This window comes from Desulfuribacillus alkaliarsenatis (assembly GCF_001730225.1).
Classification (GTDB): Bacteria; Bacillota; Bacilli; order Desulfuribacillales; family Desulfuribacillaceae; genus Desulfuribacillus; species Desulfuribacillus alkaliarsenatis.
In genome coordinates, this window is the sequence record NZ_MIJE01000034.1 from 55,707 (window position 1) to 81,881 (window position 26,175).

General features: G+C 39.2%; 25 protein-coding genes. 22 read left to right on the forward strand and 3 right to left on the reverse strand.

What is annotated here, in order from left to right; genetic code table 11:
• Positions 1-77 precede the first annotated feature (77 nt).
• From amrS to BHF68_RS13170, 12 genes are all read left to right on the forward strand, one after another.
• Positions 78-935, forward strand: coding sequence for an AmmeMemoRadiSam system radical SAM enzyme (gene amrS / locus BHF68_RS13110; protein WP_069644125.1), 858 nt, complete (start codon positions 78-80; stop codon positions 933-935).
• Positions 936-968: 33 nt separating this feature from the next.
• Positions 969-2,405 carry an AmmeMemoRadiSam system protein A gene (gene amrA / locus BHF68_RS13115; RefSeq protein WP_069644126.1) on the forward strand — a complete coding sequence of 479 codons (1,437 nt, stop codon included), beginning with the start codon at positions 969-971 and terminating at the stop codon, positions 2,403-2,405.
• A 26-nt stretch (positions 2,406-2,431) separates the two neighbouring features.
• Complete coding sequence (locus tag BHF68_RS13120; protein WP_069644127.1) at positions 2,432-2,611, forward strand: hypothetical protein; 180 nt, start codon at positions 2,432-2,434, stop codon at positions 2,609-2,611.
• Positions 2,612-2,620: 9 nt separating this feature from the next.
• The gene (locus BHF68_RS13125; protein ID WP_367114267.1) at positions 2,621-3,490 is read left to right on the forward strand and encodes a patatin-like phospholipase family protein; all 870 of its coding nucleotides are present in this window, start codon (positions 2,621-2,623) and stop codon (positions 3,488-3,490) included.
• Between the two features lie 114 nt (positions 3,491-3,604).
• A complete protein-coding gene (locus tag BHF68_RS13130) occupies positions 3,605-4,108 on the forward strand; it encodes a YtxH domain-containing protein (RefSeq protein WP_069644128.1) in 504 nt (167 codons plus the stop codon).
• A 48-nt stretch (positions 4,109-4,156) separates the two neighbouring features.
• The gene (locus tag BHF68_RS13135; protein ID WP_069644129.1) at positions 4,157-4,534 is read left to right on the forward strand and encodes a DUF948 domain-containing protein; all 378 of its coding nucleotides are present in this window, start codon (positions 4,157-4,159) and stop codon (positions 4,532-4,534) included.
• A 191-nt stretch (positions 4,535-4,725) separates the two neighbouring features.
• Positions 4,726-6,381, forward strand: a complete 1,656-nt coding sequence (locus tag BHF68_RS13140; RefSeq protein WP_069644130.1) for a histidine kinase — start codon at positions 4,726-4,728, stop codon at positions 6,379-6,381.
• A 1-nt stretch (position 6,382) separates the two neighbouring features.
• Positions 6,383-7,105 carry a LytR/AlgR family response regulator transcription factor gene (locus tag BHF68_RS13145; protein WP_069644131.1) on the forward strand — a complete coding sequence of 241 codons (723 nt, stop codon included), beginning with the start codon at positions 6,383-6,385 and terminating at the stop codon, positions 7,103-7,105.
• Positions 7,106-7,540: 435 nt separating this feature from the next.
• Positions 7,541-7,843, forward strand: coding sequence for a DUF4212 domain-containing protein (locus tag BHF68_RS13155; protein ID WP_069644133.1), 303 nt, complete (start codon positions 7,541-7,543; stop codon positions 7,841-7,843).
• 20 nt (positions 7,844-7,863) lie between these two features.
• Entirely contained in the window at positions 7,864-9,525 is a 1,662-nt protein-coding gene (locus BHF68_RS13160; RefSeq protein ID WP_069644134.1) for a sodium:solute symporter family protein, read from the forward strand.
• Complete coding sequence (locus BHF68_RS13165; RefSeq protein WP_069644135.1) at positions 9,509-11,479, forward strand: DUF294 nucleotidyltransferase-like domain-containing protein; 1,971 nt, start codon at positions 9,509-9,511, stop codon at positions 11,477-11,479. The genes BHF68_RS13160 and BHF68_RS13165 overlap by 17 nt, the downstream gene beginning before the upstream one ends.
• Positions 11,480-11,503: 24 nt before the next feature.
• The gene (locus BHF68_RS13170) at positions 11,504-12,163 is read left to right on the forward strand and encodes a 3'-5' exonuclease (RefSeq protein WP_069644136.1); all 660 of its coding nucleotides are present in this window, start codon (positions 11,504-11,506) and stop codon (positions 12,161-12,163) included.
• On the opposite strand, the gene BHF68_RS13175 is transcribed toward BHF68_RS13170, so the two are convergent.
• On the reverse strand, positions 12,160-12,750 hold the full coding sequence (locus BHF68_RS13175) for a hypothetical protein (RefSeq protein ID WP_084019453.1): 591 nt from the start codon (positions 12,748-12,750) through the stop codon (positions 12,160-12,162). The genes BHF68_RS13170 and BHF68_RS13175 overlap by 4 nt on opposite strands.
• Positions 12,751-12,806: 56 nt before the next feature.
• Positions 12,807-13,565 carry a DNA/RNA nuclease SfsA gene (gene sfsA / locus BHF68_RS13180; protein WP_069644137.1) on the reverse strand — a complete coding sequence of 253 codons (759 nt, stop codon included), beginning with the start codon at positions 13,563-13,565 and terminating at the stop codon, positions 12,807-12,809.
• A 117-nt stretch (positions 13,566-13,682) separates the two neighbouring features.
• On the opposite strand from sfsA, the gene BHF68_RS13185 reads away from it, so the two are divergent.
• From BHF68_RS13185 to BHF68_RS15440, 5 genes are all read left to right on the forward strand, one after another.
• Complete coding sequence (locus BHF68_RS13185; RefSeq protein ID WP_069644138.1) at positions 13,683-14,393, forward strand: ABC transporter ATP-binding protein; 711 nt, start codon at positions 13,683-13,685, stop codon at positions 14,391-14,393.
• Positions 14,393-16,753, forward strand: coding sequence for an ABC transporter permease (locus BHF68_RS13190; protein ID WP_084019455.1), 2,361 nt, complete (start codon positions 14,393-14,395; stop codon positions 16,751-16,753). The genes BHF68_RS13185 and BHF68_RS13190 overlap by 1 nt, the downstream gene beginning before the upstream one ends.
• Before the next feature lie 12 nt (positions 16,754-16,765).
• Complete coding sequence (locus BHF68_RS13195; RefSeq protein WP_069644140.1) at positions 16,766-18,028, forward strand: efflux RND transporter periplasmic adaptor subunit; 1,263 nt, start codon at positions 16,766-16,768, stop codon at positions 18,026-18,028.
• A 93-nt stretch (positions 18,029-18,121) separates the two neighbouring features.
• Positions 18,122-19,759: a bacteriohemerythrin gene (locus BHF68_RS13200; RefSeq protein WP_069644141.1), complete on the forward strand. Its 1,638-nt coding sequence runs from the start codon at positions 18,122-18,124 to the stop codon at positions 19,757-19,759.
• Between the two features lie 178 nt (positions 19,760-19,937).
• A complete protein-coding gene (locus BHF68_RS15440) occupies positions 19,938-20,105 on the forward strand; it encodes a hypothetical protein (protein WP_176719946.1) in 168 nt (55 codons plus the stop codon).
• Between the two features lie 4 nt (positions 20,106-20,109).
• On the opposite strand, the gene BHF68_RS13205 is transcribed toward BHF68_RS15440, so the two are convergent.
• Entirely contained in the window at positions 20,110-20,676 is a 567-nt protein-coding gene (locus BHF68_RS13205; protein WP_069644142.1) for a nitroreductase family protein, read from the reverse strand.
• A 144-nt stretch (positions 20,677-20,820) separates the two neighbouring features.
• Between BHF68_RS13205 and BHF68_RS13210 the strand changes: the two genes are divergently transcribed.
• The 5 genes from BHF68_RS13210 (at position 20,821) to BHF68_RS13230 (ending at position 26,165) form a co-directional block, all read left to right on the forward strand.
• Complete coding sequence (locus tag BHF68_RS13210; protein ID WP_069644143.1) at positions 20,821-21,198, forward strand: hypothetical protein; 378 nt, start codon at positions 20,821-20,823, stop codon at positions 21,196-21,198.
• A 114-nt stretch (positions 21,199-21,312) separates the two neighbouring features.
• Positions 21,313-21,780, forward strand: coding sequence for a helix-turn-helix transcriptional regulator (locus tag BHF68_RS13215; protein WP_069644144.1), 468 nt, complete (start codon positions 21,313-21,315; stop codon positions 21,778-21,780).
• Between the two features lie 80 nt (positions 21,781-21,860).
• Positions 21,861-24,119, forward strand: coding sequence for a GDYXXLXY domain-containing protein (locus BHF68_RS13220; protein ID WP_069644145.1), 2,259 nt, complete (start codon positions 21,861-21,863; stop codon positions 24,117-24,119).
• Positions 24,120-24,157: 38 nt separating this feature from the next.
• Positions 24,158-24,556, forward strand: a complete 399-nt coding sequence (gene acpS / locus BHF68_RS13225; protein ID WP_436796443.1) for a holo-ACP synthase — start codon at positions 24,158-24,160, stop codon at positions 24,554-24,556.
• A gap of 55 nt (positions 24,557-24,611) precedes the next feature.
• Positions 24,612-26,165, forward strand: coding sequence for a bifunctional ADP-dependent NAD(P)H-hydrate dehydratase/NAD(P)H-hydrate epimerase (locus BHF68_RS13230; protein WP_069644147.1), 1,554 nt, complete (start codon positions 24,612-24,614; stop codon positions 26,163-26,165).
• Positions 26,166-26,175 lie beyond the last annotated feature (10 nt).

A 26,175-nucleotide genomic window follows, 5' to 3' on the forward strand; every position in this document is an offset into this window, starting at 1 on the left:
TAAATACTAGTCGTATAATTAATACATATGTCGCAGGGGCATATTATTTAATTAAAATATGCTAGGATGATGACACGATGAAGGAAGCTCTATTTTATGAACGTGAATCCACATATGTTATATGTAAGCTGTGTCCGCATCATTGTCACCTTAAGGATACAAAGATTGGCAAATGTGGCATGCGCCAGAATAATCAAGGCATACTATATTCCTTAAACTATGGCAAAATTGCAGCATTGCAGATTGACCCGATTGAGAAGAAGCCACTATATCAGTTCCTGCCAGGAACAAAAACATTATCATTTGGCAGCTTTGGCTGTAACTTTACCTGTGTGTTCTGTCAAAATCATCATATCGCACAGGAGAAGGATATTAAGTCTATTGCTCCTACAAGCCATATGATACCTGAACAAATTGTTGGGTTGGCGCTCGAGTATGACACACCGTCTATTTCTTACACATACAATGAGCCGACTATTTTTTATGAATTTATGCTAGATACAGCGAAACTAGCAAAGGAAAAACAGCTAAGCAATGTAATAGTGTCCAATGGCTATATAGAAGAAGAGCCACTGAAGGAATTACTACCCTATATTGACGCTGTGAATATTGACTTGAAAAGCTTTACTAATGATTGCTATACAGACTATATGGGTGGTATGCTAGAACCAGTCAAAAGGACAATTGAAATAGCAGCCAAACGAATTCATGTAGAGGTAACCACCCTCGTTGTGACAAAGATAAACGATAACATTGAGGAAATAGAAGAACTTGCTGCTTGGCTGGCATCGATAAGATCTGACATACCGTTACACCTATCAAGGTACTTCCCTAACTACAAATACGATGAACAAGCGACGGAGCTACAGCTAATGTATAAGGCTGAGCAAGTAGCAAAAAAACACCTGCAACACGTTTATCTTGGAAACATGTAACACTATATTGATTTTAAAAGGAGTTATTAAATCATGAGTAAATACTTAGGTGCAGTAGTTGTGCCACACCCACCTATAATTGTGCCAGAAATCGGCAAAGGCAAAGAAAAAGAAGCTCAGATAACCGTAGATGGTCTTGTCGGTATTGCTAAACATATTAGTGTCTTAAAGCCTCAAGTAATTATATGTATTACACCCCACGGAAATGTATTTTCTGATGGAATTTGTGTATTAGATAAGGCAGAGCTATCAGGTAGCTTTGCGAACTTCGGAAACCCAGATTTGAAATTAACTAAAGCTGTAAATCAGCCGTTTTTAGCTACGATTAAAAGCACGTTTCAAGCTGAACAGATTCCTAGCGTATTCATGGATGAGAAAAACGCCCAGCAATATCAGGTGAGCACAGAGCTCGACCACGGCTGTCTAGTGCCGCTATACTATATTGACCGTGAGTATACTAATTATGAAATCGTACATATTACTGTTGGTAAAATGAGTACTAAAGAGTTATATGAAGTAGGTATGGCCCTTAGGACGGCAATCGATAATGCAGGAATCCCAACAGTTGTCATGGCCAGTGGAGATTTATCCCATACACTTAAGGAAGACGGACCCTATGGATATGAGCCAGCTGGGCCTGAGTTTGATAATAAAATTGTGGAAGCTTTTAGATCCAATGAGCTCCAAAAAATATTCTCAATTTCAGAGGATGTAATAGAGCCTGCAGCCACCTGCGCCATGGAGTCGATTGTAATAACCCTAGGTTTGTTCGAAGGGAAGAAAGTTGATGCACATGTGCTTTCCTATGAAGGGCCCTTTGGTGTTGGCTATATGAATGCTATCTTATCAGGTGCTGACATTCAAAGTGACAGCATATTACAGGTAATAGAGCAGGGGATAGAGGAGCGCTATAATGCGCGTAAAAAGTCCGAGGATGACTATGTACAGTTTGCGAGAGCTGTCATTACGGAGTGGGTACATAATAAACAAGAACTAGATTGGTCTATCTATAAAGAGCTTATTAAAGACGAAAAAATTGTCAAACGCTTAGAGCAGGAGCAGGCTGGAGTCTTTGTATCGATACATAAGCAGGGGCAGCTTCGAGGCTGTATCGGTACGATTGAGCCAACGTCGGTTAAGCTAGCAGATGAAATGATTCGTAATGCAATCGCAGCTGCCTCGGAGGATCCGCGCTTTGCGCCAGTAAAGCCCCAGGAGCTACAGCTATTAGACATTAAAGTGGACATTCTGCATCCGCCTGAGGCAATAGATAGAAAAAGCCAGTTAGATATTGAACGCTATGGGGTTATCGTAGAATCAGGAGACAAGCGGGGATTATTATTGCCTAATATAGATGGTATTAACAGCATCGAGGAGCAGGTAGCAATAGCTCGCCAAAAAGCTGGTATTGCTGCTGATGAGCGGGTGAAGATGTACCGTTTCGAGGTCGAACGACACGAAGCAAAATGATTTTTGACGATTAAGGGGGCAATCTAATGGGAGATAAGAAAAAGTCTATGCAGGATAAGGTCTTGTGTAAGCTATGTAAAGATGATTGTATAAAGAAATGCCTCGAAGAATATGTAGAGCTTGTAAACGATCCGAAGTATATATGCAAGAAATGTGGTAGGCTGGCAAATAAACAAAAAAATCTATGTAAGCCAGTGAAAATTTAAATATTGCAGGTGGAGATATTGACAACTGGATTAGTTTTAGAAGGCGGTGGACTCCGCTGCGTATTTACGGGTGGAGTTCTAGAATATTTTATGGAGCAAAGCTTTTATGTGTCATATGTAATTGGTGTGTCCGCAGGTGCCTGCAGTGGCACTTCGTATGTATCTAGACAGCGGGGCAGGAACAAGCAGGTTACCATTGGCTATGTTCGAGATCCACGCTATATAAGCTATTTGAGTTTTTTGCGTGGTAAAGGGCTGCTAGGAATGGATTTCCTATTTGATGAAATCCCGAATAAGCTTGTACCACTAGACAGACTAGCGTTGAAAAGCGCCGTAGAGAAAATGATTGTCGTCGCAACAGATTGTGAGACTGGCAACGCCGTTTATTTCGATAAAGACGTATGCTCGAACTATGATGAAGCAGTACGTGCATCTAGTAGCTTACCCTTTGTTACTCCTAGCGTTGAGCTAGATGGAATGATTTTAGTAGATGGTGGTGTAGCTGACTCGATACCGATTCGGAAATCGATTGCAGATGGCAATCAGAAAAACATCATCATTTTAACAAGGGAACGGGGCTATCGTAAGCCAGTACGGCAATCTAGCTCTATCAAGAAATGGCTAATAAAACGATATTATCATAACTATCCAAACCTTATTAAAGCACTGGAATTAAGGAACCAACGGTACAATGAAACATTGGACTATATAGAAGAACTGGAAAAGCAGGGTAAGGTACTTATTATTCAACCTAAAGCACCAGTAACAGTAAATCGCTTAGATAAAGACACGAACAAGCTAGAAGAATTTTATCTGCAGGGGTACAAGCAGGCAGCGAATAGGTTCCAGGAAATTGTAGATTTCACGCGAAGCATATGATTTATTGACAGATTAAGTGCTGCTACTAGATAATGTTATTAATGATAGACCAACAATACTAGATTAACAATACTAGACAATGTTTAGTATTCAGATAATAAGGAGGAGACTACTATGTTAAGAGACCTATTACTATTAAGCAGAGAGCAAAGATTAAAGGAGCAAAAAAGGGAAGCCTGCAAGAATATGACTATGGGAGTTACAATTGGACTTGCCGTTGGTACGCTTGTAGGAGTGTTATTTGCACCTAAGGCTGGCAAAGAGACACGTGAAGAGATAGCTCTAAAAGCAAAAGAAGCATCTGAGCTAACAAAAGAACAAATACAAGAAGCAAAAGAGAAGTTGATGGAATATGTTGAAGAGCAAAAAGAAAAGATATCTACGATGACAGATGAGCAAAGAGCAAAGCTTTTGGCACTTAAAGCTGAAAAATTAATTCAAATTGCTGGAACATCCGATGCGGCTGCAGAAATTGTAGAAGAAGTAGCTGAAAAAACAGCTGGTAAAGCTGGCAAAGCAGCTGAGAAAGTAGCTAGTTATGCTGGGAAGGTTTCAGATATGGCAAAGGAAGAAGCTGCTACAGCTAAAGAAGAAGCTAAGGCATCAAATAAAAAATAATAATAAACGAAACAGAAAATAACAAGCATTACAAGTAGGGGGACTTTTATGGAAATTACTATATCACTATCGACATTAGGCTATTTTATATTATTTGCACTACTGGCTGTGTTCATGGTCTACGCTATAATAGTTTTATATCGAGTGAGTCAGGTAATGAAACAAGCAGAAGCGGTGTTAGATAAGAACACAGAGAACATTAATCGAATTCTCGAGACAGCTCCAGAAATCCTTGAGAATATCAATGATACTACGGATTTGATACTACATAGTGTCAATAAAGCTGACTCAGCAATTGACTCAATCGGTACAAGCTTAACGGAAACAGCAGCGACTATCCGTGAAGGAACTTCAGAAGCAGCAAGTTACATACATGTAATAACAGAGATTGTCGGCTTAATTAAAGCGCTTTTCGGTAAAAAGTAAAACGATTAACAAAATGCCTATGATGATGGAACAGGAAGCTCGTGAGCTTCCTGTTTTTGTATAACCGAATCCAATTAAATTAATTTAGCAGATAACTAGTAACTGTTATATAATAGTATTATCATTAAGAGTAGTATAAATAATGCTTAATCTAGCACTAATCATTAACGCTTAATGGGAGAGGGTCAAAATTGTTCGATGCAATATTAATAATTTCAGCAGAGCGAGTAGCATTGCTCCTAATTTTAATATATATACTCACGAATATTCCTAGGATTAGACAGCTAATAACTGAACAGGACACTAGCTGGAAAGCTAATGTTATATGTGCTTTGGTCATAGTTACCATTGGCATCATCGGTAATCATATGAGTATAATAGTTGTAAACTATCAGTCGTTTTTAGTTCCCATATCGATTATAGCTGTTTTTTTAGCAGGAGCTTTAATCAGTACAAAGGTTTTTCTGCTAATTGTATTGATAATAGCTTTACATTTGCTATTTATTACTTGGGGTCAAGTAGTAGGAGTGATTGCTAGTTTTACGTTTGTAATGCTGGGGTTTGGCATCGGTTCTGCTAGAATACGTTTAGAGCGTGAACAAATATTAACTCCGTTATATTCACTGAGTATAGGAGTGATTTCAGCTTCTATGTACGCTAGTATAATGTTGGTGTGGCGCATGCAAGAAACCCCTTTGGTACAAATAGCTATAAATGAGTTTGTGCCAATAGTAGCTGTAATTAGTGCTGCAATTATGGTTTTAGCAAATATGTTAAGGATGACTATACATGATAAGGAACAGGAGGTTGCGGTACAAACTGGTAGGGCCTTCGATATTTCCGAAAAGGTACTAGGTTATTTTAAGGAAGGGTTAAATCATATAACGGCAAAGGCTTTAGGCGAAATGCTTATTAAGGAGCTACATGCTGAAGCAGTAGCCATTGTTGATAGTAATGAGATAATAGCCAAGGCTGGTGATAATACGGTCTTATACACTATAGAGACAACGAAGAATTTTATGGAGCTTAAAGATGCTACAAATATCGTAATACCATATCATCGTTCGACGCAGAAGTCTGGATATATTATTATATATTTTAAGAGACCTAATCAAATACGAACTACAGAACTTGTACTTGCTGAAGGCTTAGGCAAGCTGATTTCCTATCAGTTGAGTCTAGTAGAAACCGAGAAATTAAGGGTTCTACTTAAGGACACGGAAGTGCGTTCGCTACAAGCGCAAATAAATCCGCACTTTTTATTTAATACCCTGAATACAATTGTCACACTCATTCGGACAAAGCCTGATGAGGCTAGGAATGTGATGGTTCATTTGGCAAACTTTATGAGAATGAATTTAAAACTTATGGCTGCACCATTGGTATCATTAGAGCAGGAGCTCTGCCTGCTAGAATCATATATTAAAATTATCAGAGTTCGCTTTTCAGAGAGGCTAACAATTAACCTCGATATTGATGACAATCTCTACCATTTCAAATTACCGCCAGCCACCATACAACCCTTAGTAGAAAATAGTATTCAACATGGGTTACAGAAGGTGCCGAAAAACGGAAGAGTAGTAATTACTATTGATAAAGTAGAATACGGGGTAAGGGTTAGTATTAAGGACAATGGTACAGGGATACCAGAAGAACGGCTAGAAACACTAGCTAAACAACAAATCACAAGCCGCAAAGGAAATGGTATTGGTGTTTATAATGTAAATCAGCGCTTAATTTCATTGTTAGGAGAAACATCCCAGCTCCATATAAAAAATCTAGCAGAGGGTGGTTGTGAGGTTTCATTCTTCCTACCTGATAGACAGCCTGAAAGGAGTAATTATTAGTATGATACGGGTGATGATTGCTGAAGATGAAGTATTTGCAAGGGAAGAGTTAGAGTTTTTACTGATGAAGGAAAAGGATATTACCATTGTTGGTAGCGTAACTAATGGTAGAGAACTGTTGGAGCAGTATCCTAAGCTTAAGCCAGAGTTAATTTTTTTAGATATAGAAATGCCTGAGATTCAAGGAACTGAAGCTGCCAAACAATTAATGGAGCAGCTTACACCGCCATGTATCATATTTACGACGGCTTACGAAGACTATGCAGTCGAAGCCTTTGGTGTTAATGCCGTAGATTATCTATTAAAGCCTTACGATGAAGAACGTTTTCAGCAAGCTCTCGCTAGGGTTCGCAAGTTAATTGCTAATAGAGGGAGTGCGACAAGCAAAAAGATTTCCAACCTGTTAATTGAGGAAGGCGACAAAATCGTAGTTGTAAAACCTGAGGATATTTATTATGCAGTTAAAGAAGACCGTATGGTAATCATTTATACTGGCTCTAGAATAATTCAAACAAAACAATCGCTACAGGAGCTAGAGGAAAAATTGGTAGGGTATCCTTTCGTGCGCTCCCACCGAAGCTATTTAGTAAACCTCTCCTACGTTAAAGAAGTTGAAACATGGTTTAATGGAACATATAACATAATCCTGCGGGGAAAAGAAGACACGAAAATTCCAGTTAGTAGAGCTGCAGCAAAGGATGTACTTCAACAACTTCAGATGTAACTTTTGATGTTGCTTTTTATGAGAAAACCAGGACCATTCGGTTCTGGTTTTTTGCATTTCAATCATAGATCTCTACCGTTCACTCAAATATCTGCACAAAAACGTAAAAACAGTGTATTGTTATAGTACAGAAAAAGAAAAGAGCATCTGTATATAGAACAAAGATTTCTGAAGGAGGAGATTATCATATTACCATACTTGTTTGTCTCTATAGCAATTATTTGTCTGTATTTTGCGATTAGGAAACAAAAACCACTGCTATTAACTGTACCTTTCTTTACAATGTTTGTCTATGTGATAGCACAGATTGCCATGGTACCATTAGGATTTTTTGAAACTATACAGTTAATTCTTAGTCTTAAGTAATCTTAAGTAAGTAATTAAGGGTATCTAGAGTCTATTAAACAAAGCAATAATTATGAGAGGAGAATGGCAATGAAAAAAATTGATAAGGCAGTTGCTGACGCTTATTTTAACAAGCGAGTTAGGAATATTGTTGTATATTTAACGCTTTGGTTTATAGTATCTTTTGGAGTTGTAATGTTTGCTCAGCCGCTATCGAATTTCACAGTAAACGGCATGCCGTTTCACTACTTTATGGGGGCTCAAGGATCACTGATTGTCTTTATCATACTGCTGTTTGTTAACGCAATTCAAAGTGACAAGATTGATAAAGAGTTTGGCATCGATGAAGATGAGAATGAGCGCTTAAGCTCTGGAAAATCAATAGATCACTAAGATAAAAGGAGGGGAAGACTGTGGATTTACAATTTATGACTAGTTTAGGATTAATAATTGCTTCGTTTGCTTTATATATAGGAATCGCAATTTACAATAGAGCGAAACAAACGTCGGATTTCTATGTTGCTAGCCGCGGTGTTCCGCCTGTATGGAATGGAATGGCGATTGCTGGAGACTGGATGAGTGCAGCCTCGTTTATTGGGATGGCTGGTACGGTAATGATACTTGGCTACGATGGTCTTGCCTACATTATGGGTTGGACTGGTGGATATCTATTACTGACATTCTTACTGGCACCACAATTACGGAAATATGGACGTTACACTGTACCTGAATTTATTGGGGATCGCTTCGATAGCCATACTGCAAGATTAATTGCAGCAATAGGTACGATGATTATCAGCTTTGTATATATTATTGGTCAGTTATCAGGTGCAGGGGTTGTTCTAGGTCGTTTATTCGAAATACCATCTGCCGTTGGTACAATTATTGGAGTAGTAATTATAACAATCTATGCTACATTTGGTGGTATGAAGGGTATTACCTGGACACAGGTTGCCCAGTATCTAGTTTTAATCGTAGCTTACTTAATTCCTGTAATCTTTATGTCACTACAGATAACTAGTAATCCACTACCTTGGATGAGTTATGGTGAAGTAGTTTCGAAGATGGGAGAAATAGATCGAGATTTAGGGATATCAGAGTTCTTTGCACCTTTCGCCTCTTCGGATAAGACACAGTTTATTGCGCTAATGTTCTGTCTAATGGCAGGAACGGCAGCATTGCCACACGTAATCGTTCGTTTTTATACAGTATCAACTATGAAGGCAGCTCGTTGGAGTGGGGCTTGGGCGCTATTGTTTATCTGCTTATTATATCTTTCAGCTCCTGCATACGCAGCATTCTCAAGATTTATTCTTTTAACTCAAGTAGCTGGTCGTCCTTTTACAGACCTACCAGCATGGACAGAGTCGTGGATTGATACAGGACGTTTGAAATTAGCTGACTTAAACAATGATGGTATACTTCAATGGAATGAGATTCAAATTAGTAATGACATTGTAGTAATGGCTACACCTGAAATTGCTGAGCTTGGTGTATTCGTTATCGGTTTAGTGGCAGCAGGTGCGATGGCCGCAGCATTATCGACGGCCGGTGGTTTGTTAATTGCAATATCGTCATCCTTTGCACACGATATTTATTATAGACTACTAAACCCACAGGCCAGTGAACGTAAGCGTTTACTAGTTGCTAGAATCTCGATTGCAGTTGCAACAGTAGTTGCAGGTATAGTTGCCTTAGACCCACCTGGTGTAATTACACAGATAGTAGCATGGGCATTCTCGTTGGCAGCAGCAACCTTCTTCCCAGTTTTATTCCTTGGGGTATGGTGGAAGCGTTGTAATGCACAAGGTGCAATTGCAGGTATGATTAGTGGAATGCTTGTAAGTGGTTCGTATATAATAGCAGCAAGATATTTCGATTTCTCACTATTCGGGATTATCGATACAGGGGCTGGATTATTTGGAGCACCAGTTTGCTTGCTAGTAACATATGTAGTATCAAAAATGACTCCACCACCAGCACAACGTTTACAAGAAGAAGTTATGGACCTACGTTACCCTGAGCAAATGACATTTAAGGATGGGGAAGTGTGGATGGATGAACCATCAAAGTAATAATAATAGTAACATAGCTACAAAAATTGATTATGAGCTTCTATTGAAACACCCCTTATTTATAGGGGTGTCAATAGAGCAATTAAAGCTAATGCTACAATACTGCGAAGTGCGTTCTTATAGCCGTTCGGAGAAGGTATTATACGCAAAATCCCCAAGGGATGGTATTATACTGCTGCTACAGGGGATGGTTGAGGTATTTGTAGAGCATGATGAAACTGGCAAGGAAGACGTAATCGAAGCTATTTATGCCAATGATATTTTCGGACTTTCATGTATTGCAGATTTTCTAGGTGAGACGCAGCAGGGTATACATTTAGAAAATAACGTTGAAGTGCGAGCTGTAGAGGATTCCGTTTGTTTGAAAATACCCTTTAATGTCCTAGAAATTCGTTGGGCAGAGGAATCGGTCAGGGATTATCTGATACGTAAGCTGTCTGTGCGGATTAGGGATGTATATGCTACGCTAGCTGAACACATACAGCTAGCGAAGCAATGGGGTGATAGTGAAACATTTACAAAACGAGTACAAGATTTCATGACTAATAATGTTGTTGCAGTAGATCACAGTGAAGATATTCAATATGTAGCGAAAAAAATGGTTGACGCGAAGGTAAGCTCTATTGTTGTTATGGAAAATGAACAATTAGTAGGCTTGATAACTGAAAAAGATTTGGTTAAACGGATTATAGCATCTGGGAATGATTATTCGCAGCCGATTCATAAGATAATGACGCTAAGTCCGCCTACAGTTAATAAGCATGCTTTTTATTATGAGGCGTTGTCGTTGTTTTTGACGGAGAATATTAGACATTTACCCGTTGTTGAAGACAACAAGGTCATTGGTTTAGTTACATTATCTGACCTATTCAGAAGAAAGAATAGGGGTACTATCAAGATTTTACAAACCATCGAAGAATCGACGGAAGATAATCTAGCAGATGTCAAAAAAGCGATTTATGATGTTCTGAACTCGTTGATTGCTGATGGAATACCTGTAACACACACATTAGAGACAATAACGAATCTATACGATAGATTAGTCAAGCACTGTATTGATTTAGCTATCAACTCCTTAGATCGACAAGGCAACGGTAAGCCGCCTGTGCCGTTTTGTTGGTTCCAAATGGGCAGCGCAGGTAGACGTGAACAGTTCATATTAACTGATCAAGATCATTTTCTCGTATATAAAGAAATTGATGAAATGCAGGGTGATCCACAGAGTGAAGCTCAAAACGAGCAAGCAGAGTGGTATTTCTCCTTGCTTGGCGAGGAAATCGTTAAATATTTAGAGATGGCTGGATACAAACGCTGTCGCGGCGACATGATGGCGAACAACCCTATTTGGCGCGGAAGTCTATCGAGGTGGGAGGAACGGTTAAGAAGCTGGATGCTCAGGTCTACTAATGAGAAGCTAATGATTGCTAACAACTTCTTTTCCTATCGTTTTGTATATGGAGATCAGCGTTTATATGAGGATTTTCTACAGGTTATTAAGCAGCAAACCTCGAGATCGAGCATTTTTCTATACCGTTTAGCAGAGCTTGAAAAATTAAACCCTGTATCTCAGCTAGGTGCACCAATTCGTTCTTTATTTGGATTTGAACGTAAGCAAATTGATTTAAAGAAGGAAGCATTATTTCAATTCCACCATGCAATTCAAATACTGTCATTGCGTCATGGAATTATTGAAGGCACACCTTTACAAAGAATCAAGCAGCTTGTCAATAAACAAGTAATGACCAAGGAGTTCTCAGAGGATATTCTGGCTGCTTACGCAAGCGTTATGAAGGTTCGGGTGGAGCAGGCGTGGATTCGCTACCGTAAAAACGAAACAAATTTATCTGTGATTCCATTTAATCAACTACGGACTAGGGATAAAGAAGAGCTAAATAGTGCGTTAAAGGTAATGCGTTCCCTACAAACCCATTTGCTAACGGAATTTGGGTTGTAGCTTCTTCCAGAGGGAGGAATAGCTATGTTTTGGAAAAAGAAAAAATATAATTATGTGTTAGACTATGAGATTCCACTGCTGACCCCAGTGGATAATTTGTCGTTTATAGTTTTTGATACAGAAGCTACAGGTCTTGAAGTTGGTGCAGGTGATCGATTGATTGAGATAGGGGCTGTACATGTAGAAAACCTACAAGTAACAGCTAGTACCTTTCATTCCTATATAAATCCAGAACGGGATATCCCACGTACAATCATTGAACTGACAGGTATAACAGAGGAGCAGGTGCAAGGTGCGGTACTAGCTGAAGAGGGGATAGTACAGTTTTTAGACTTTGTAGAAGAGCACCAAAGCTGCTCTCTGGTAGGGCATTGTGTTGGGTTCGATACCTTAATTATTGAACAGGAGCTAAAGCGTCAGCAAGCTGTATGTAATAAGCCTAGGGTTATTGACACCTTGGATTTGCTACGCCTTTTAAACATATGTAAACAGGGTAGAGATTTAGAGGATTATGCTAGTGAGTTTGGCATTACTATAGAAGCTAGGCACACAGCATTAGGTGATGCAACCGCTACTGCCGAGCTATTATGCCAACTGTTGAAACGCTTAAAGCGCAGATATCGTACTTGGGGAGAGCTGCTGTTCGCCGTTGAGAGTCGCCAGCGCGCTGCAGGGATGTACTAGGTTTTTGATTTATATATGTAGATTTTTGTTTGATGTATATCGTTGATTTGTATGATTTCATTAGCCTTCCAATCTGGGATTGCAAATGTATGGGTGAATATGATTGCTGGTTTTTCTAGCTCTAGTTCGAATTTGGACTGGAGCTTTTTCATAGCCTTAGGATATAAATAGCAGATGAACACATCATAATCAGCCAAAGAACAGTTGTAGAAATTTTGGCGCAACAATATAAGGTTTTGTTGAGGTGATACAAGTAGCCGCAGCTTCATGAATAGATAAGGTATTAAAGATGCTTCGTAAGCATATATCGTAGCCTGTGGGAGCTGCTTTGCTAGTGGGAATGCAAGTGTGCCCCAGCCAGCGCCAAGCTCGGCAACTTTTATGGTGGGCGTCGCTGTTATATGATGCGCTCTAATATGCTTCTGATTGGTATGATGTTGAACGATATGACGTTGAACGGTTTTAAAAAGCTTCTGACGTACTTTGTTTCCACTTGGCACTGGTGAAATTCCTAGAGTCAGCGTGTAATAGATTAAAGACGCGGCTGTGAATATAACGATAATAAGTATAATGATTTCAACAAGCAACAATGTCCCTCTTCTCTATTATATGTTTTGAATTTTTGTACACGGCAGGAAAATTATTATGGATATAGAATCGGTAGCCATGATTGAAAGTACATACCGTCCGTTTTAATTGATGTCAGACAGGCGTGTATTTTTGTGCCAACTTCCTGCGCTTCCTTTAAGAGCCTTGCAAATTCAGGATCACGGTCAAAGCACGGGGAAAAGGCGTTAGCATCACTTCTTTGTATAATGAATATAACATGGGTTTGCGTAGTTCCTTGCGCTTGTTTTTGCATAAGTGATCGGAGGTGTTTCTTACCACGCTCAGTTGGGGCATCAGGAAAGCATGCAACACCATCGACGCACATGTTTACAGATTTCACCTCTATAAGGTGCTGTATCTGATTATCCTCTTGGGCAGTTTTCTGCTCAGTAACAACAAAATCAAAGCGGTCTTTATTATAGGTAACTTCTGCTCTAATACTAGCATCTATGCTTGATAGTTCTTCGATATAATTATTCTCTAGTAATTCCCTAGCAAACCGATTAGCCACCATCGCGTCAATACATACCAATGATGTATGGTTAGAATCAATTGAACTAGTTGTCGCTACTAAGAAAAGCGAATAAGGAGTTTTCCGCTCAGGGTTAGCTGCTGGCAGTAGGTAGCATGTTTGCCCTGTCACCAAAACCGTATCTAAGCGACCAGTTGTAGGTACATGAACTTTAATAAGTTCACCATTTATATTTACCTCTGCAATAAAACGGTTAATGCGCTTAATGAATGTAGCAGGTACTAGTTTGGGAAAAGCTATTGATAGTTTATTATTGTACATTTTTTTACCCCTTTGCAAATGTGTCGACATGCTGTGATAATGCTGATAATATAAATATATCAACATAAGAATTGGATACGGAAAGAGTAGTTTCTTAGGCTGAAAGGAAGCTGATTCATGGAACAGGATGTTATTATAAAAGGTAACGGCATAAGCAGATGGTATCAAATGGGTGAAGTTCGTGTCAATGCCCTTAAGGATGCTAGCTTTGAGGTATATCGAGGGGAGTTTATAGTAGTGCTAGGGCCTAGTGGCTCAGGGAAGACAACGATACTAAATGTCATCGGCGGAATGGACAATGTAAGTGCTGGTGAATTATACTACCGAAAGCTAGCGCTCCATAAGGCTAGTGATCGCGTGCTAACAAAGTATCGTCGTGAGTCCGTGGGCTTTGTATTCCAGCACTACAATCTGATGTCAAACTTAACTGCCTTAGAAAATGTGAGTTTGTCAGTGGAGATTGCAAAGGATCCGCTGAAGCCTATGGATGTATTAGGGGAAGTAAATCTAGCTGAACGCTCAGATCATTTTCCATCGCAGTTATCAGGTGGTGAACAGCAGCGGGTAGCAATCGCCCGAGCAATTGCAAAAAATCCGGAGATATTGCTGTGTGATGAGCCAACTGGAGCACTAGACTATAAAACTGGAATTCACGTGCTTAAGCTATTACGAAAATTTAATAAAGAATATAATAAAACAGTTATGGTTATTACCCATAATGCAAGCATTGCAGACATGGCAGACCGTGTATTCTCGATGAAGGATGGCAGACTTGCTGATATTAAGGTCAATGAAAATCCAGTTGCACCGGAGGAGGTGAGCTGGTAGTGCTGTGGCGTAAACTTTTTAGAGATTTATGGTTAAATAAAACGGCTTATATAGCATGCTTGACAGTAATAATAATAGGCCTGATGATGTATGTGTCAATGGCGATTTGTTATGATAACCTGGAAACAGCTAAGAATCGTTTTTATGAGGAGCAGAATTTTGCCGATGGTTTCGTAAAGGTCCGTGGCATGCCCATAACGCAGGTGACACAGCTAGAGCGAATTGAAGGTATAGAGCAAGTGCAGGGCCGAATAGTTAAAGACGTTAGGGTTTATGCACCTGATAGGGATGAAAACGTTTATCTAAGATTAGTGTCAGTGGATCCGAATAAAGAAGTGGCTATTAACCAAGTACGCATTGTGGACGGAGTACCAATACAGGGAAAAGAAAGAAACATCCTCGTAGATCCAGCCTTTTTTGAAGCGAATGAGCTACAGTTAGGTTCAGTAGTTTCAGTTATAGCTGAAGGGAGAAAGGTTGATTTATCGATTGCTGGAACGGCACAGAATCCTGAGTTTGTCTACGCGATGCGCACAGCACAGGATTTATATCCGTCACCTGAGACATTTGGAATCGCCTATCTGCCATTTGATGTACTATCTAATATGTTTAGTTCGGGTGCTAACGTAAATGACATAGTTTTTACTGTGCGGGAAGGTTTTACCTATCTTGATGTAGAAGAGCAGCTAAGGCCGACGCTGAGGAGATATGGACTAGAATATATTATTCCTAGGGATAAACAGGTTAGTAATGTTATCTTACAGCAGGAGCTTGAACAGCTAGAGGCTACAGTTGCGACGATACCAATTGTCTTCCTTGGAATTGCAGCGATGGTTGTATATATTATGCTGCGGAGAATGGTAGAACAACAACGTGGTCAAATAGGTACGCTTAAATCATTTGGTTATACGAGTAGGGAAATATTATTTCATTATCTGGCGTATGGTGTAGTGCTAGGAATAGCTGGTGGTCTGTTAGGGGGGCTAGCGGGCATAGCCTTAGCCTATCCGTTAACTATTTTGTATCAGAGCTTTTTTGCATTACCAGGTTTAGAAAGTGAATTTTCCATTCGTTATTTATTCTTTGGAATATTATTGTCCTTAGGCTTTAGTGTTATAGCAGCCTACCAAGGGAGTAAAGGGCTTTTGAAGCTACAGCCAGCAGAAGCAATGCGGCCACCAGCGCCGCCAGTAGCCAAGAGGATTTTCATTGAAAAGATTAAACCGTTGTGGGCGATTTTATCTATTCAAGGGAAGATGGCTACGAGAAATTTATTCCGTAATAAGTTAAGGGCCTTCTTTATCCTGATAGGTGTTAGCTTCTCATTTGCGATGATTGCCGTCTCTGGCTATTTTTCTAGTGTTGGTGACTTAATAATAGGGGAGCAGTTTGAGAAGGTGCAAACCTATGACGCAAAGGTCGTTTTCAGTTCACCATTAGAGAAGAGTCAAGTCGAGAACGAGCTTTGGGGTGCCCAAGGGGTCAAAAATCTAGAAACCATACTAGAAGCACCAGTCTCATTAGAAAAGGAGTGGCGCTCTAAAGACATATTGCTTATGGGCTTGCCAGATGGTGGAGTACTATATAATGTCATAGATGATAAAGGGAATAAGGTTGAATTATACAATAATGGAATCTATCTATCGGAGCATTTAGCAAAGGATTTACAAGTAGGTGTAGGAGCTTCATTAGAATTAGATAGTCCATTTTTAAAAGGTGAACCACTCACCATATATGTGGCAGGAGTAATTAGCCAAAATATTGGTTCAACAGCATATATGCGTTATGAATACTTGACGGAACTGTTGGGTCAAGGGAAGATTGTTACATCGGCGCTCTTGAACATAGACCAGGAGCATATTCGGCTATTGAAAGAGCGCTATCAGGAAGCTACTATGGTAGCTAGTATAGAAGATAAAGAGCAAACTATGAGTCAAATCACAGAGCTTCTTGAAACCTTTAGTTATACTACGTGGATACTTGTGTTGTTTGCAGCAGCTTGTGGATTTGCAATCATTTACAGCACGAGTATAATATCTCTTTCTGAACGTCAGCGAGAATTAGCATCACTACGAGTGTTGGGTATGTCGTCAAAGGAGGTATTTGAAGTTCTAAGTTTTGAACAGTGGACGATATCGCTCTTTGCCATGCTTGCTGGTATACCACTGGCCTATGGTATGGTAACGGGCATTGCTCAGTCGATAGATACAGATATAATGGTTATACCTGTTGTGTTTGAACCACACACATTTATGCTAGCGGCCGCTGGCACGGTAGCTTCAATATTAATAGCACAATTGTCAGTGTATAGAAGAGTTACAAAGTTGTCCTTAGTAGATGTACTAAAAGAACGGGATTAAGGGGGCAGGCAGATGAAGAAATTTATAAAATGGACATTTTTTATAGTGATTTTAGGTCTTGGAGCAGGTTATATGTATTGGCAATCAATACAGCCTTTGGCTGTAGAGACATTAGCAGTTAGTTATCAAGATATTGAACAGGTGATAGAAGAGGAGGCTGTTGTAGCAGCTATCAGGGAGCAATCCGTGTTTGCATTAGCACAGGGTAAAGTTGAGAATGTCAGCTTCGAAGTTGGTAAGCCTGTAAAGCAGGGGCAGTTGCTGTTTAGTATAAGTAATCGGGAGCTGGAATTTCAGGTAGCTCAGCTGCGGGCACAGTTGGTTGCCTTAGACGGTCAAGAGCAGCAGATGTATCCTGAGCTGCGACCAAGTCGTATTCAACAGCAGGAGCTTGCGATTGAGGATGCGCTAATGCGTTATGAAATAGCTAAAGAGGATTATGAACGTATTAAGGCCTTATATGAAGCAGGGGCAATTAGCTATGAGGCGTATCAGCAAGCCGATAGAGCAGTAACAACATTAAGGCATGCAGTAATTCAACAAGAACAGGCACTTGAAGCACTAAAGGATGAATTCATTCCGTTACCAGGAATTTCTGAACAATTTGCAGGCCAAAGGGAATCAATAGAAGCACAAATCGCCATGGCAGAATATCTATTATCACAAAGTAGAGTGTACGCACCCTTTAGTGGGGTCGTTAAAGAAAAGCGGATAGAAAACAATATGGTTGTACATCCTGGCTTCGAGGCAGCAATTTTATTTGCTGACAATCAGTATGAGCTAGAAACCTACATCCTAACTAAAGATATGATTGACATTTATCTAGGAATGCCAGTAACAATAATCCAGGAGAGAGCAAGAGGGGATATTGAATTTGTAGGGGAAGTAGTTCGCATAGCACCTGTAGCTGTAGAAACAGTATCAGCACTAGGGCTAAGAGAATCAAGGATTAAAGTTACTATTGGGATTGATCAGGAGCAAATCCCAGATACAGTTGAGCTAAGACCTGGCTATCGGTTTGATGTGAAGTTTGTAACCCATCGGGAAGAAAACCGCATCGTACTACCAAAAACATCGTTATTTAAATATCAAGGTACAGATGCTATTTGGGTTATTAATAATGATATTGCTGAGATAAAAAAGGTGAATACTGGGTTTGAAACATCTGATCGTGTAGTTATTGAAACGGGCCTGGTTTCAGGGGATAGAATCATCCGAAACCCGAGGTTTGATAATCTCAGAGAAGGTATAGAGGTTGTGGAGAAAGAAAATTAGTATCGGTTTCATAATAATTTGATATAATTACTAGAAATAATTTATAATGTATAATAGATTTGACAATACGAGAATGGTTTCGGGGGTTTGCTTATGAACTATAAAAACAAGTTAATTGTTATAAACGTATTACTTGCGGCACTAGTATTAATTGGTTTTAGCATGACTATACCAGGTCCTATTGCAATAGTAGGTGTAATATTAACGATATTTTTGGTTGCTGCAGCGGCAGTTATTATTACTACTGAAATAAGTAAGCCTATGAAAAATATCATAATTGCACAAAAAAGCTTAGCTGCTGGGGACTACTCGATTGAGCCATTAACAGTTTCTGGGGAAGGTCAATTTAAAGAAATGGCTGAATTGACTAACGATATAATAGGAAAACAAAGAGATATGATAATGGAGATTACTAGTGCTACCCAGCAGGTAAAGGCATCTAGTCAAGAATTAGTACACTCTGGCAGAAGTGTAGGGGATAATGCCCGTACCGTAGGTGATGCAATTGAACATGTAGCATCTGGAGCCGTCGAATTATCAGAGCAGATAAACGACGCTGCAATAACTATCGATAGTCTAATAGAGGAAATACAAAAGGTAAGTAATAAATCAGGACAGATGTCGGACATCGGAAGAATAGTAACTAATAACATCACAGCAGGTAACAACTCAATTGGTAAAGCGATTGAACAAATGGAAACGATAAAACTAAGAGTAGGAAACTCTGCTAGCTCTATTAAAACCCTCGAGGACAAGTCAACCGAGGTAGGCGACATAGTAACTATTATCAATGGCATAGCTGAACAAACGAATCTACTAGCATTAAATGCTTCCATTGAGGCAGCGAGAGCTGGTGAACATGGTCGGGGATTCGCTGTAGTTGCAGAAGAAGTGCGAAAGCTAGCTGAAGGCTCCGCAGATGCAACAGATAAAATTACAGACTTAATTGAAGAGATACGTAATGAAATCATGCAGGCTGTTAAGACTATGGAAGAGGGAATGGATCAAATACGTCAGGGCTCAGGGGCAATACAGGAGACAGGTAAGGTTTTTGATTCTATCAGTAATGAGACTACAAACCTATTAACATACGTACAAGATGTAAGTGAGAGTTCTATTAAAATGGCGTCTAGCAGTGACAGTGTAAATCAGACGATTGCAGACATAGCCAGTGTTAGTGAGATTTTCTCAGCACATTCAGAAGAGGTGGCGGCTGCAAGCTCTGAGCAAGCACATGCCACTGATACAATACTAAAGGGCGCAAATCACTTAGCGTCTATGGCTGATAAGCTATCGAAAGCGGTTTCTAGTTTTAATATAGAATTATGTCTTGCGTGGAATCCAGCTCTTTCTGTAGGTCATGATTTAATTGATGAGCAACACCAGGAGCTTATTCGTCAAATCAATCAGCTATTAGAGGCCTGTAATCAAGGGAAAGGAAAAGCTACTGTTAATGAGATTGTTGCTTTTCTAGAAGATTATGTAGTTAACCACTTTGGTATGGAAGAAGAGCAAATGCAGAAGTATAACTACCCAGAATACGATAAGCATAAAGCACAACATACTAAATTCATTGAAATATTTACTGAACTAAAGCAAGAAATGCAGCAGGACGGTGTGGGACCGCATACGGCAATTAAAATAAATCAAATTGTAGTAGACTGGCTAGTGCAGCACATAACTAAGGTCGATAAAGCACTGGGAGCTTATCTGCAGCAAGTGAAAAAATAGAATAGAATATGAAGATCACCGAAAAACCCCGATTATAAAAATTATACATCGGGGTTTTTCGGTGAAAAGCAGTAGAAACAATTGACTGAAACGATAATTTTGAGTAAAATATGAAGAAACAAGAAGTGATAATGATTATCGACTGTTGACTGATGAAATATAGTTAGGGTGAGAAAATATGCTTTCAGGAAATGTAATTGCTTTAGCGATTATAGCTTCAATTTTGGGCTATGCTGTATATAGGACTTATAGTAATTTAAGAAAAATTACACTAAAAGAAGATGAATCAAGCCGTTGTACTGGATGTAGCTCTACAAGCTGCGAATCAAATAATAACAATGTCTAGTGCATTATTCTATGCTAATAACCTCTTCAAGGGTTTTTCGACTGGAAATGATTTCACGTTTTTGTAAATCCGTTGACAATAGTGACGGGTCGCCGTGCTTACCTAAAGCAACAATAGCCTGAACTTGATAATCCTCTGTTAAGTGTAATTCCCTAGCTGCGATATCTTTTTTAAAGCCGCCCATGGCGTGGGTAATATATCCACGTTTATAAGCTTCCATGGTTAGATAACCCCAAGCTGTACCAGCATCAAATCCGTTCCAACGATTTGGCTTATTGTTATGACTGAAAGTTAGTTTAGATACAATAGCAATTAAAATAGGTGCGTTTTTAGCCCACACCTGATTTGATTCTGTCAGAAAGCTAAGAAATTGTGCCCGTTTACTATCGGAACGAGCTACGTAAAATCTCCATGGCTGTTCATTGAAGCATGAAGGCGCCCAATGGGCTGCTTCTAATATTGCTAACAGGTCGTTATCATCAACAGCATTATTGCTAAATGCCCTCGGTGACCAGCGTTCTAAGAAAAAACTATCTACATTATACTTTGAAAATCTCTCTGTGCCACTCATACTAACCCTCCTAAAATCCAGTTAATTAAATTCCTAGAAATACTATTCCTGCAGATGGCGAAGTTTGATATAATCTATTTTAGTACATGTGGGTTGGAATTTAAAGCAAAGGTTGGTATTGTTATGCTGGAGAAATATTGCGAAATGTGCAAAAACCCATTTTTTGCCGACGCAAATCAAACTATTTGCGGTGCTTGTAAAGAGAAGGATAAAGAGCAAAAATATTTAGAGCAAGTATTGAAATATCTAAAGGAACATCCGAAGTCTCCAGTCGCAGTTGTAATTAATGAGACAGGGATACCTTATGATATGCTGAAGAAGTTTATCAAAGAGAAAAGAGTAGATTTAGTACTAGATCAACAATATGAAGAGCAGATGAAACGGGAAAAGCAGCGTCTTTACAATGAATTAGCTAACGCCAAAGATTCATTAGTGGGTCAAAACAAATTGAATACAGAAAAGAAAAAAGGTAAGGACAACCTAAGTTATCAAACAATTATGAAAGATCGCCGCACGCTTTAAGTGTGGTTTTTTTATACCATTTTAAGTTTATTTGTTTGTCTTATATAAACTTATAGTGTAAAATTACACTATAAGTTTAATGATGATAAATATTGTGTAAAGGTGGCCTAAATGATGAATAAAGAGCATGTTATAGAACTACTTTCAAATAAAATTAAATTAATAAGAACGGAAAAGGGCTATACCCAAGATAGAATGGCAGAAGTTTTAGGAATGTCAAAAAAAACCTTAGTGCAAATAGAGAAACAAAGATTGCTAGCTAGCTGGGCACACATTGTTACGTTGGTTACTTTGTTTAGAAATAGCGAAGTACTAGAGTCTGTGCTTGGAGATTCTCCAATAGAGGTTATCGAGACAATAGCCCATGAGCAACTGGATAACCCTAAAGAAAAAACCTTAGGAGGTAGGGTTTGGTGGAAGGAAATAGATTTTAAGGGAGATTTCCGCTTGCAACAAAATGTTATCAGCCAGCATTATAGAATTTTAGATAATAAGGATAGACGCTGGTATAGTAGTTTTGATAAGCAAGATGCGTTGGTACGTTTACAAGAATTACATGTAAAACACTGTGCTATTAAATGAAAAATTATAATAATTACATAAATTCGCTGTAACTATGACATCAGGGATTACGTCAATTAATTATGGGGGGAGGTAGTTCTATGAAAGTGAAGCTAATCCAGCTAGCATATATACTTGGTATAGCTCTTATATTAGCAGGTTTAATCTATTTCTTTGCGGCAAACTGGCAAGGATTCACAAAGGCTACTAAATTAGTGTTGAGTGTCGGAGTAATGCTGTTGTTTTATGGTTTATCGTATGGATTTTATAAATTGTTTTCAGAGCACCAGTTTTTAAGCAGGCTGTTATTGTTTGCTGGCTGTGTTGCTTTTGGTATAAGCATAGCATTAGTAGGTCAAATCTATAATTCTCATGCTAATAGCTATATAGTTTTCTTAACCTGGTTTATCGTAGCATTGCTGTTATCAATTGTAACACGCTATCAACCGTTGTATGTTTTGAGCTATACTTTAGCAATGTTAACATTTTGGTCTTACTTTTTCCCTGAGGGAAGCTTATCAGCATTTGATGATAGCTATATCTTTCTAGCTATATCATTAATGATTGTCATAAATATTCTCATATTTTTAGCTACAGAAAAGAAGCTACTAGTGTCACAGCACATTAAATTACTAAGCTATATGCTAGGACATGCGTTGGCGTTATTGTTTAGTATGAGATTTTTCCTGGAGACATATTTCTTTTTGACGAATAGTCTGTACGTGCTTCTGTTAGCGGCATGCTTTTACTATTTCTTTACTATAGCACAACAAAAAACCTACATAACGGTAACTGGTATAGCAGCTACAGCATATGCAATAATCAAATATATTGAGCTCTTGTCCGTACATTTTGGCCCACCAGTGTTTATAGCTACAATAGTTTTAGCTGGTGCTATAGTTTACATTAATGTCTTAATAGTAAAGCGCTTAAAAGCTAAAGTGATTTCGACTTCCTATAGCAGCTCGAAGAATGTCATAACAATAATGCTAACGATAGTTGCTTCAATCGTAGCTACGGTATCTTTAATGCTCCTAATATCAGATACGATTGGTAATTTTCAGCGAATAGCTTTAGTTTTCTTCTTTTTAGGTTTGATTGGCTTTTTGTTGACGGGTCTTTTAATTAACAAGAGAAATGAAATCATCGGTGGCACGCTGATGTGTATCGGTTACCTAATGAGCTCCATAGCTTTGTTAGAAATAGCTGATATATTTTTTGCAATCTGGCTTGTTCTAGTTTTTGTAGGCTTAATTACTATTTCTAGCAACGGTATCAGAATGCTACTTTATATACTTGTGCATATCGCACTGACGATTAAATTATATGCAGATTTATTTAGGGAATTTGATCTTGTGTTCATAAGTATTATAGTAATCAATTTAGTCGCTATCCTGATAACGAAATCTAGATTGGTGATGAAAAATAGCAATTCACAGTCCTTAACTGAAAGCATTAAAAGCTCAGTTTATAGGAATAGTTTCTTTTATGTGTTGTTGTTTTTCTTTATGCTGACCTTTGTCGATACTAGTGGGCAACTAATGGGCCTTAATCTTATCTATAATATATTGTTCTTTATACTGATTACAGCGCTGTTGTTTTGGGCAAAAAATAAAGACGAAGTTTACGAGTTTAGAATATCCCTAGGATTTTGGTTTGCATTTTTATTTTATAAATATTATGACCTAATATGGCAGTTGCTGCATAAATCGATTGCTATGATAGTCTTAGGGGTTATAGTAGTTGTAGCTGTTAACTGGATAGAGCGTAAATACTCCTTAAAAGCAGAAACTCCAGATACTGATAATCCCAATACTGATGCCTCAGATGGTAAATCGCAAGTAATGATTTGGTCAGGAGTGAATAAGAAACTAATTATTAGCCTGATTATTTTGCAGCTACTCTTTTTAGGAGTTCAAATTGCTGTCAGTGAGCATGCCTTAGCAAATGGGCAACAGATTAAATTGCAATTAGAGCCGGTAGACCCCCGTTCGCTGATGCAGGGAGATTATGTAATCCTTAACTACACAATATCTCAGCCCACAGCCGAACGTGAAAGGCAATGGGAGCGAGAGCAACAATGGGATAAAGATTTCCGGCATGGTCAGCGCCTGCGAATAGTGCTTGCTCCTGATGAAGATGGCGTACATCAATATAAAGAACTTTATGCAGGGCAACAGCTTGCAGTAGATGAAGTAGTTATAAATGGAACATATCGAGGCTGGCGAGTACTTTATGGCATTGAAACATATTTTGTGCCAGAGGGTACAGGGTTAGAGGTAGAGCGGGCGGCCAATTATGCCTATGTGAGAATTTCGAGTAGGGGAAATGCAATTATAGAGCGGCTATCGGAAGACTAGTAGTTAGACATCGGACAAATTGGAAAGTGAAAGGGTGTGTGGGTTTGATACTTGGAATTGGATTAGACATTGTAGAATTAGAGCGGATAAAAAAAGCACTAGATAAAAATCATGATGCATTCAGTAAGCGGATTTTAACTACATCTGAGTTAGTGGAATGGCAAGAGATATCCAACGAAGGCCGCAAAGTAGAATTTCTAGCTGGAAGGTTTGCTGTTAAAGAAGCGGCAGCAAAGGCCTTTGGTACTGGAATTGGAGAGGTGTCGTTTCAGGATGTTTGTGTATTTAAAGACGCTAAGGGCAAACCAGGGATACATCTTACTGGGAATGCAAAAAAAATGGCGGCAGAAATGGCTGTAGAACAAACCTGGGTTAGTATCACCCATAGCAGCACCTATGCAATAGCGCAAGTAATTCTCGAAAAAATACGGACATAGTGTAATGATTGAGCGAAACTTGTCATACACTTTAGTACACGCAGGAGGGAATATTGTGTTTGTGGTTACAAATAGGGAGATGCGTGAAATCGATCGCTATACGATTGAAGAAGTTGGAATTCCGTCATTGGTGTTGATGGAAAATGCGGGAAAAGCTGCGGCTGATTGGATTCAGGCGCAGTATAGTAACAAGAGGCAAGTGGGGGTGGTTTGTGGAAAAGGGAACAATGGTGGAGATGGGCTTGTTATAGCAAGACATCTTATAAACCATGGGTTTACTGTTAAGGTATATGTGCTAGGGGAAGCTGACGAACTTTCTCCAGATGCGAAAACACAATATTACGTTGCTAACAAGATAGGTTTAGCTGTTGAATGCATTAGTTCTACAGGTGACCCATACGAAAGCATTCGACTTGATGAATGTGAGATTATTGTCGATGCGTTGCTAGGAACGGGCAGTCGAGGAAGTTTAGGAACACTTTATGGGCAAGTCGTACAGATGATAAATGCTCGCAAAATGCTCGATGAAGAGGTTGAAGTTATAAGTATTGATAATCCGACTGGTGTTTTCGGTAATAACGGAGAGGTAGCTAGTGAAACCATTAATGCAAATGTTACTTTGACTTTAGGTTATATAAAACAATCCCTAATTACCTATCCAGCGGCAGACTATGCAGGAAAAGTTATCGTACTAGACATTGGTATTCCTAAAATGATCGAACAACAATATGCATTTAATAAGCAGGTGCTAACAGAAAAACTCATTTACCCTTGGATTCCTAAAAGAGTATCCAATAGTCACAAAGGCACATATGGGAAAGTTCGCTGCATTGCCGGCTCAAGTAAATATTTCGGAGCTGGACTGTTGTCAGCTACGGCAAGTTTGCATATAGGTGCTGGGCTGGTGTTCTGGGATGCTCCTGAACAAATTGCACCAATGTGGCAAGGCCAAACTCCTGAATTGATTTTTACAAGTCATCCATCCCAGCAAGGATGTTTTGCTAGCGAGAGCTTACAGTCGTTAATCGAGGTCTCGAAAACGGCAGATGCTATCGTAGTTGGATGTGGTATTGATCAATTTCCTTGGGGAGAAGAGTGGGTTGAACAGCTGGTGAACGAAATAGAGTGCCCAATGGTGATTGATGCGGATGCGATTATTTTGCTTAGGAATCGGTTTTCGAACCTGAAAAGTAAAAGGAACATAATTGTGACCCCTCATCCTGGTGAGTTCGCAAAGGTTCTCGGAATATCAGTAGAAGAAGTAGAGAAAAATCGTGCTGATATCTGTCTGGATTTTGCAAAGGAGCACCAAGTAACGCTCGTGCTTAAAGGTTGTCACACTACAATTGCGACACCAGATGGTAGGCTGTACTTCAATACTACAGCGAGCCATGTATTGGCAAAGGGTGGAAGTGGTGATGTTTTAGCAGGCTTTATTGGAGGGTTACTTGCCCAGGGAATTTCCACAGAACAAGCTACCTGCGTGGCTGTTTACTGTCATGGTCGAGTGGCAAAACAGCTAGCTGAGACTAATTATGTATCAACAATGGCATCCGATGTTTCCCGCAACGTAGGAGCCATATTGCAAACTATAGCGAATCGTGCATAACCTATGACAT

Coding starts and splice junctions, on each gene's coding strand:
- amrS (WP_069644125.1), top strand. CDS start 78: ATGAAGGAAGCTCTATTTTATGAACGTGAATCCACATATGTTATATGT.
- amrA (WP_069644126.1), top strand. CDS start 969: ATGAGTAAATACTTAGGTGCAGTAGTTGTGCCACACCCACCTATAATT.
- BHF68_RS13120 (WP_069644127.1), top strand. CDS start 2,432: ATGGGAGATAAGAAAAAGTCTATGCAGGATAAGGTCTTGTGTAAGCTA.
- BHF68_RS13130 (WP_069644128.1), top strand. CDS start 3,605: ATGTTAAGAGACCTATTACTATTAAGCAGAGAGCAAAGATTAAAGGAG.
- BHF68_RS13135 (WP_069644129.1), top strand. CDS start 4,157: ATGGAAATTACTATATCACTATCGACATTAGGCTATTTTATATTATTT.
- BHF68_RS13145 (WP_069644131.1), top strand. CDS start 6,383: ATGATACGGGTGATGATTGCTGAAGATGAAGTATTTGCAAGGGAAGAG.
- BHF68_RS13155 (WP_069644133.1), top strand. CDS start 7,541: ATGAAAAAAATTGATAAGGCAGTTGCTGACGCTTATTTTAACAAGCGA.
- BHF68_RS13165 (WP_069644135.1), top strand. CDS start 9,509: ATGAACCATCAAAGTAATAATAATAGTAACATAGCTACAAAAATTGAT.
- BHF68_RS13170 (WP_069644136.1), top strand. CDS start 11,504: ATGTTTTGGAAAAAGAAAAAATATAATTATGTGTTAGACTATGAGATT.
- sfsA (WP_069644137.1), bottom strand. CDS start 13,565: ATGTACAATAATAAACTATCAATAGCTTTTCCCAAACTAGTACCTGCT.
- BHF68_RS13185 (WP_069644138.1), top strand. CDS start 13,683: ATGGAACAGGATGTTATTATAAAAGGTAACGGCATAAGCAGATGGTAT.
- BHF68_RS13195 (WP_069644140.1), top strand. CDS start 16,766: ATGAAGAAATTTATAAAATGGACATTTTTTATAGTGATTTTAGGTCTT.
- BHF68_RS13200 (WP_069644141.1), top strand. CDS start 18,122: ATGAACTATAAAAACAAGTTAATTGTTATAAACGTATTACTTGCGGCA.
- BHF68_RS15440 (WP_176719946.1), top strand. CDS start 19,938: ATGCTTTCAGGAAATGTAATTGCTTTAGCGATTATAGCTTCAATTTTG.
- BHF68_RS13205 (WP_069644142.1), bottom strand. CDS start 20,676: ATGAGTGGCACAGAGAGATTTTCAAAGTATAATGTAGATAGTTTTTTC.
- BHF68_RS13210 (WP_069644143.1), top strand. CDS start 20,821: ATGTGCAAAAACCCATTTTTTGCCGACGCAAATCAAACTATTTGCGGT.
- BHF68_RS13215 (WP_069644144.1), top strand. CDS start 21,313: ATGAATAAAGAGCATGTTATAGAACTACTTTCAAATAAAATTAAATTA.
- BHF68_RS13220 (WP_069644145.1), top strand. CDS start 21,861: ATGAAAGTGAAGCTAATCCAGCTAGCATATATACTTGGTATAGCTCTT.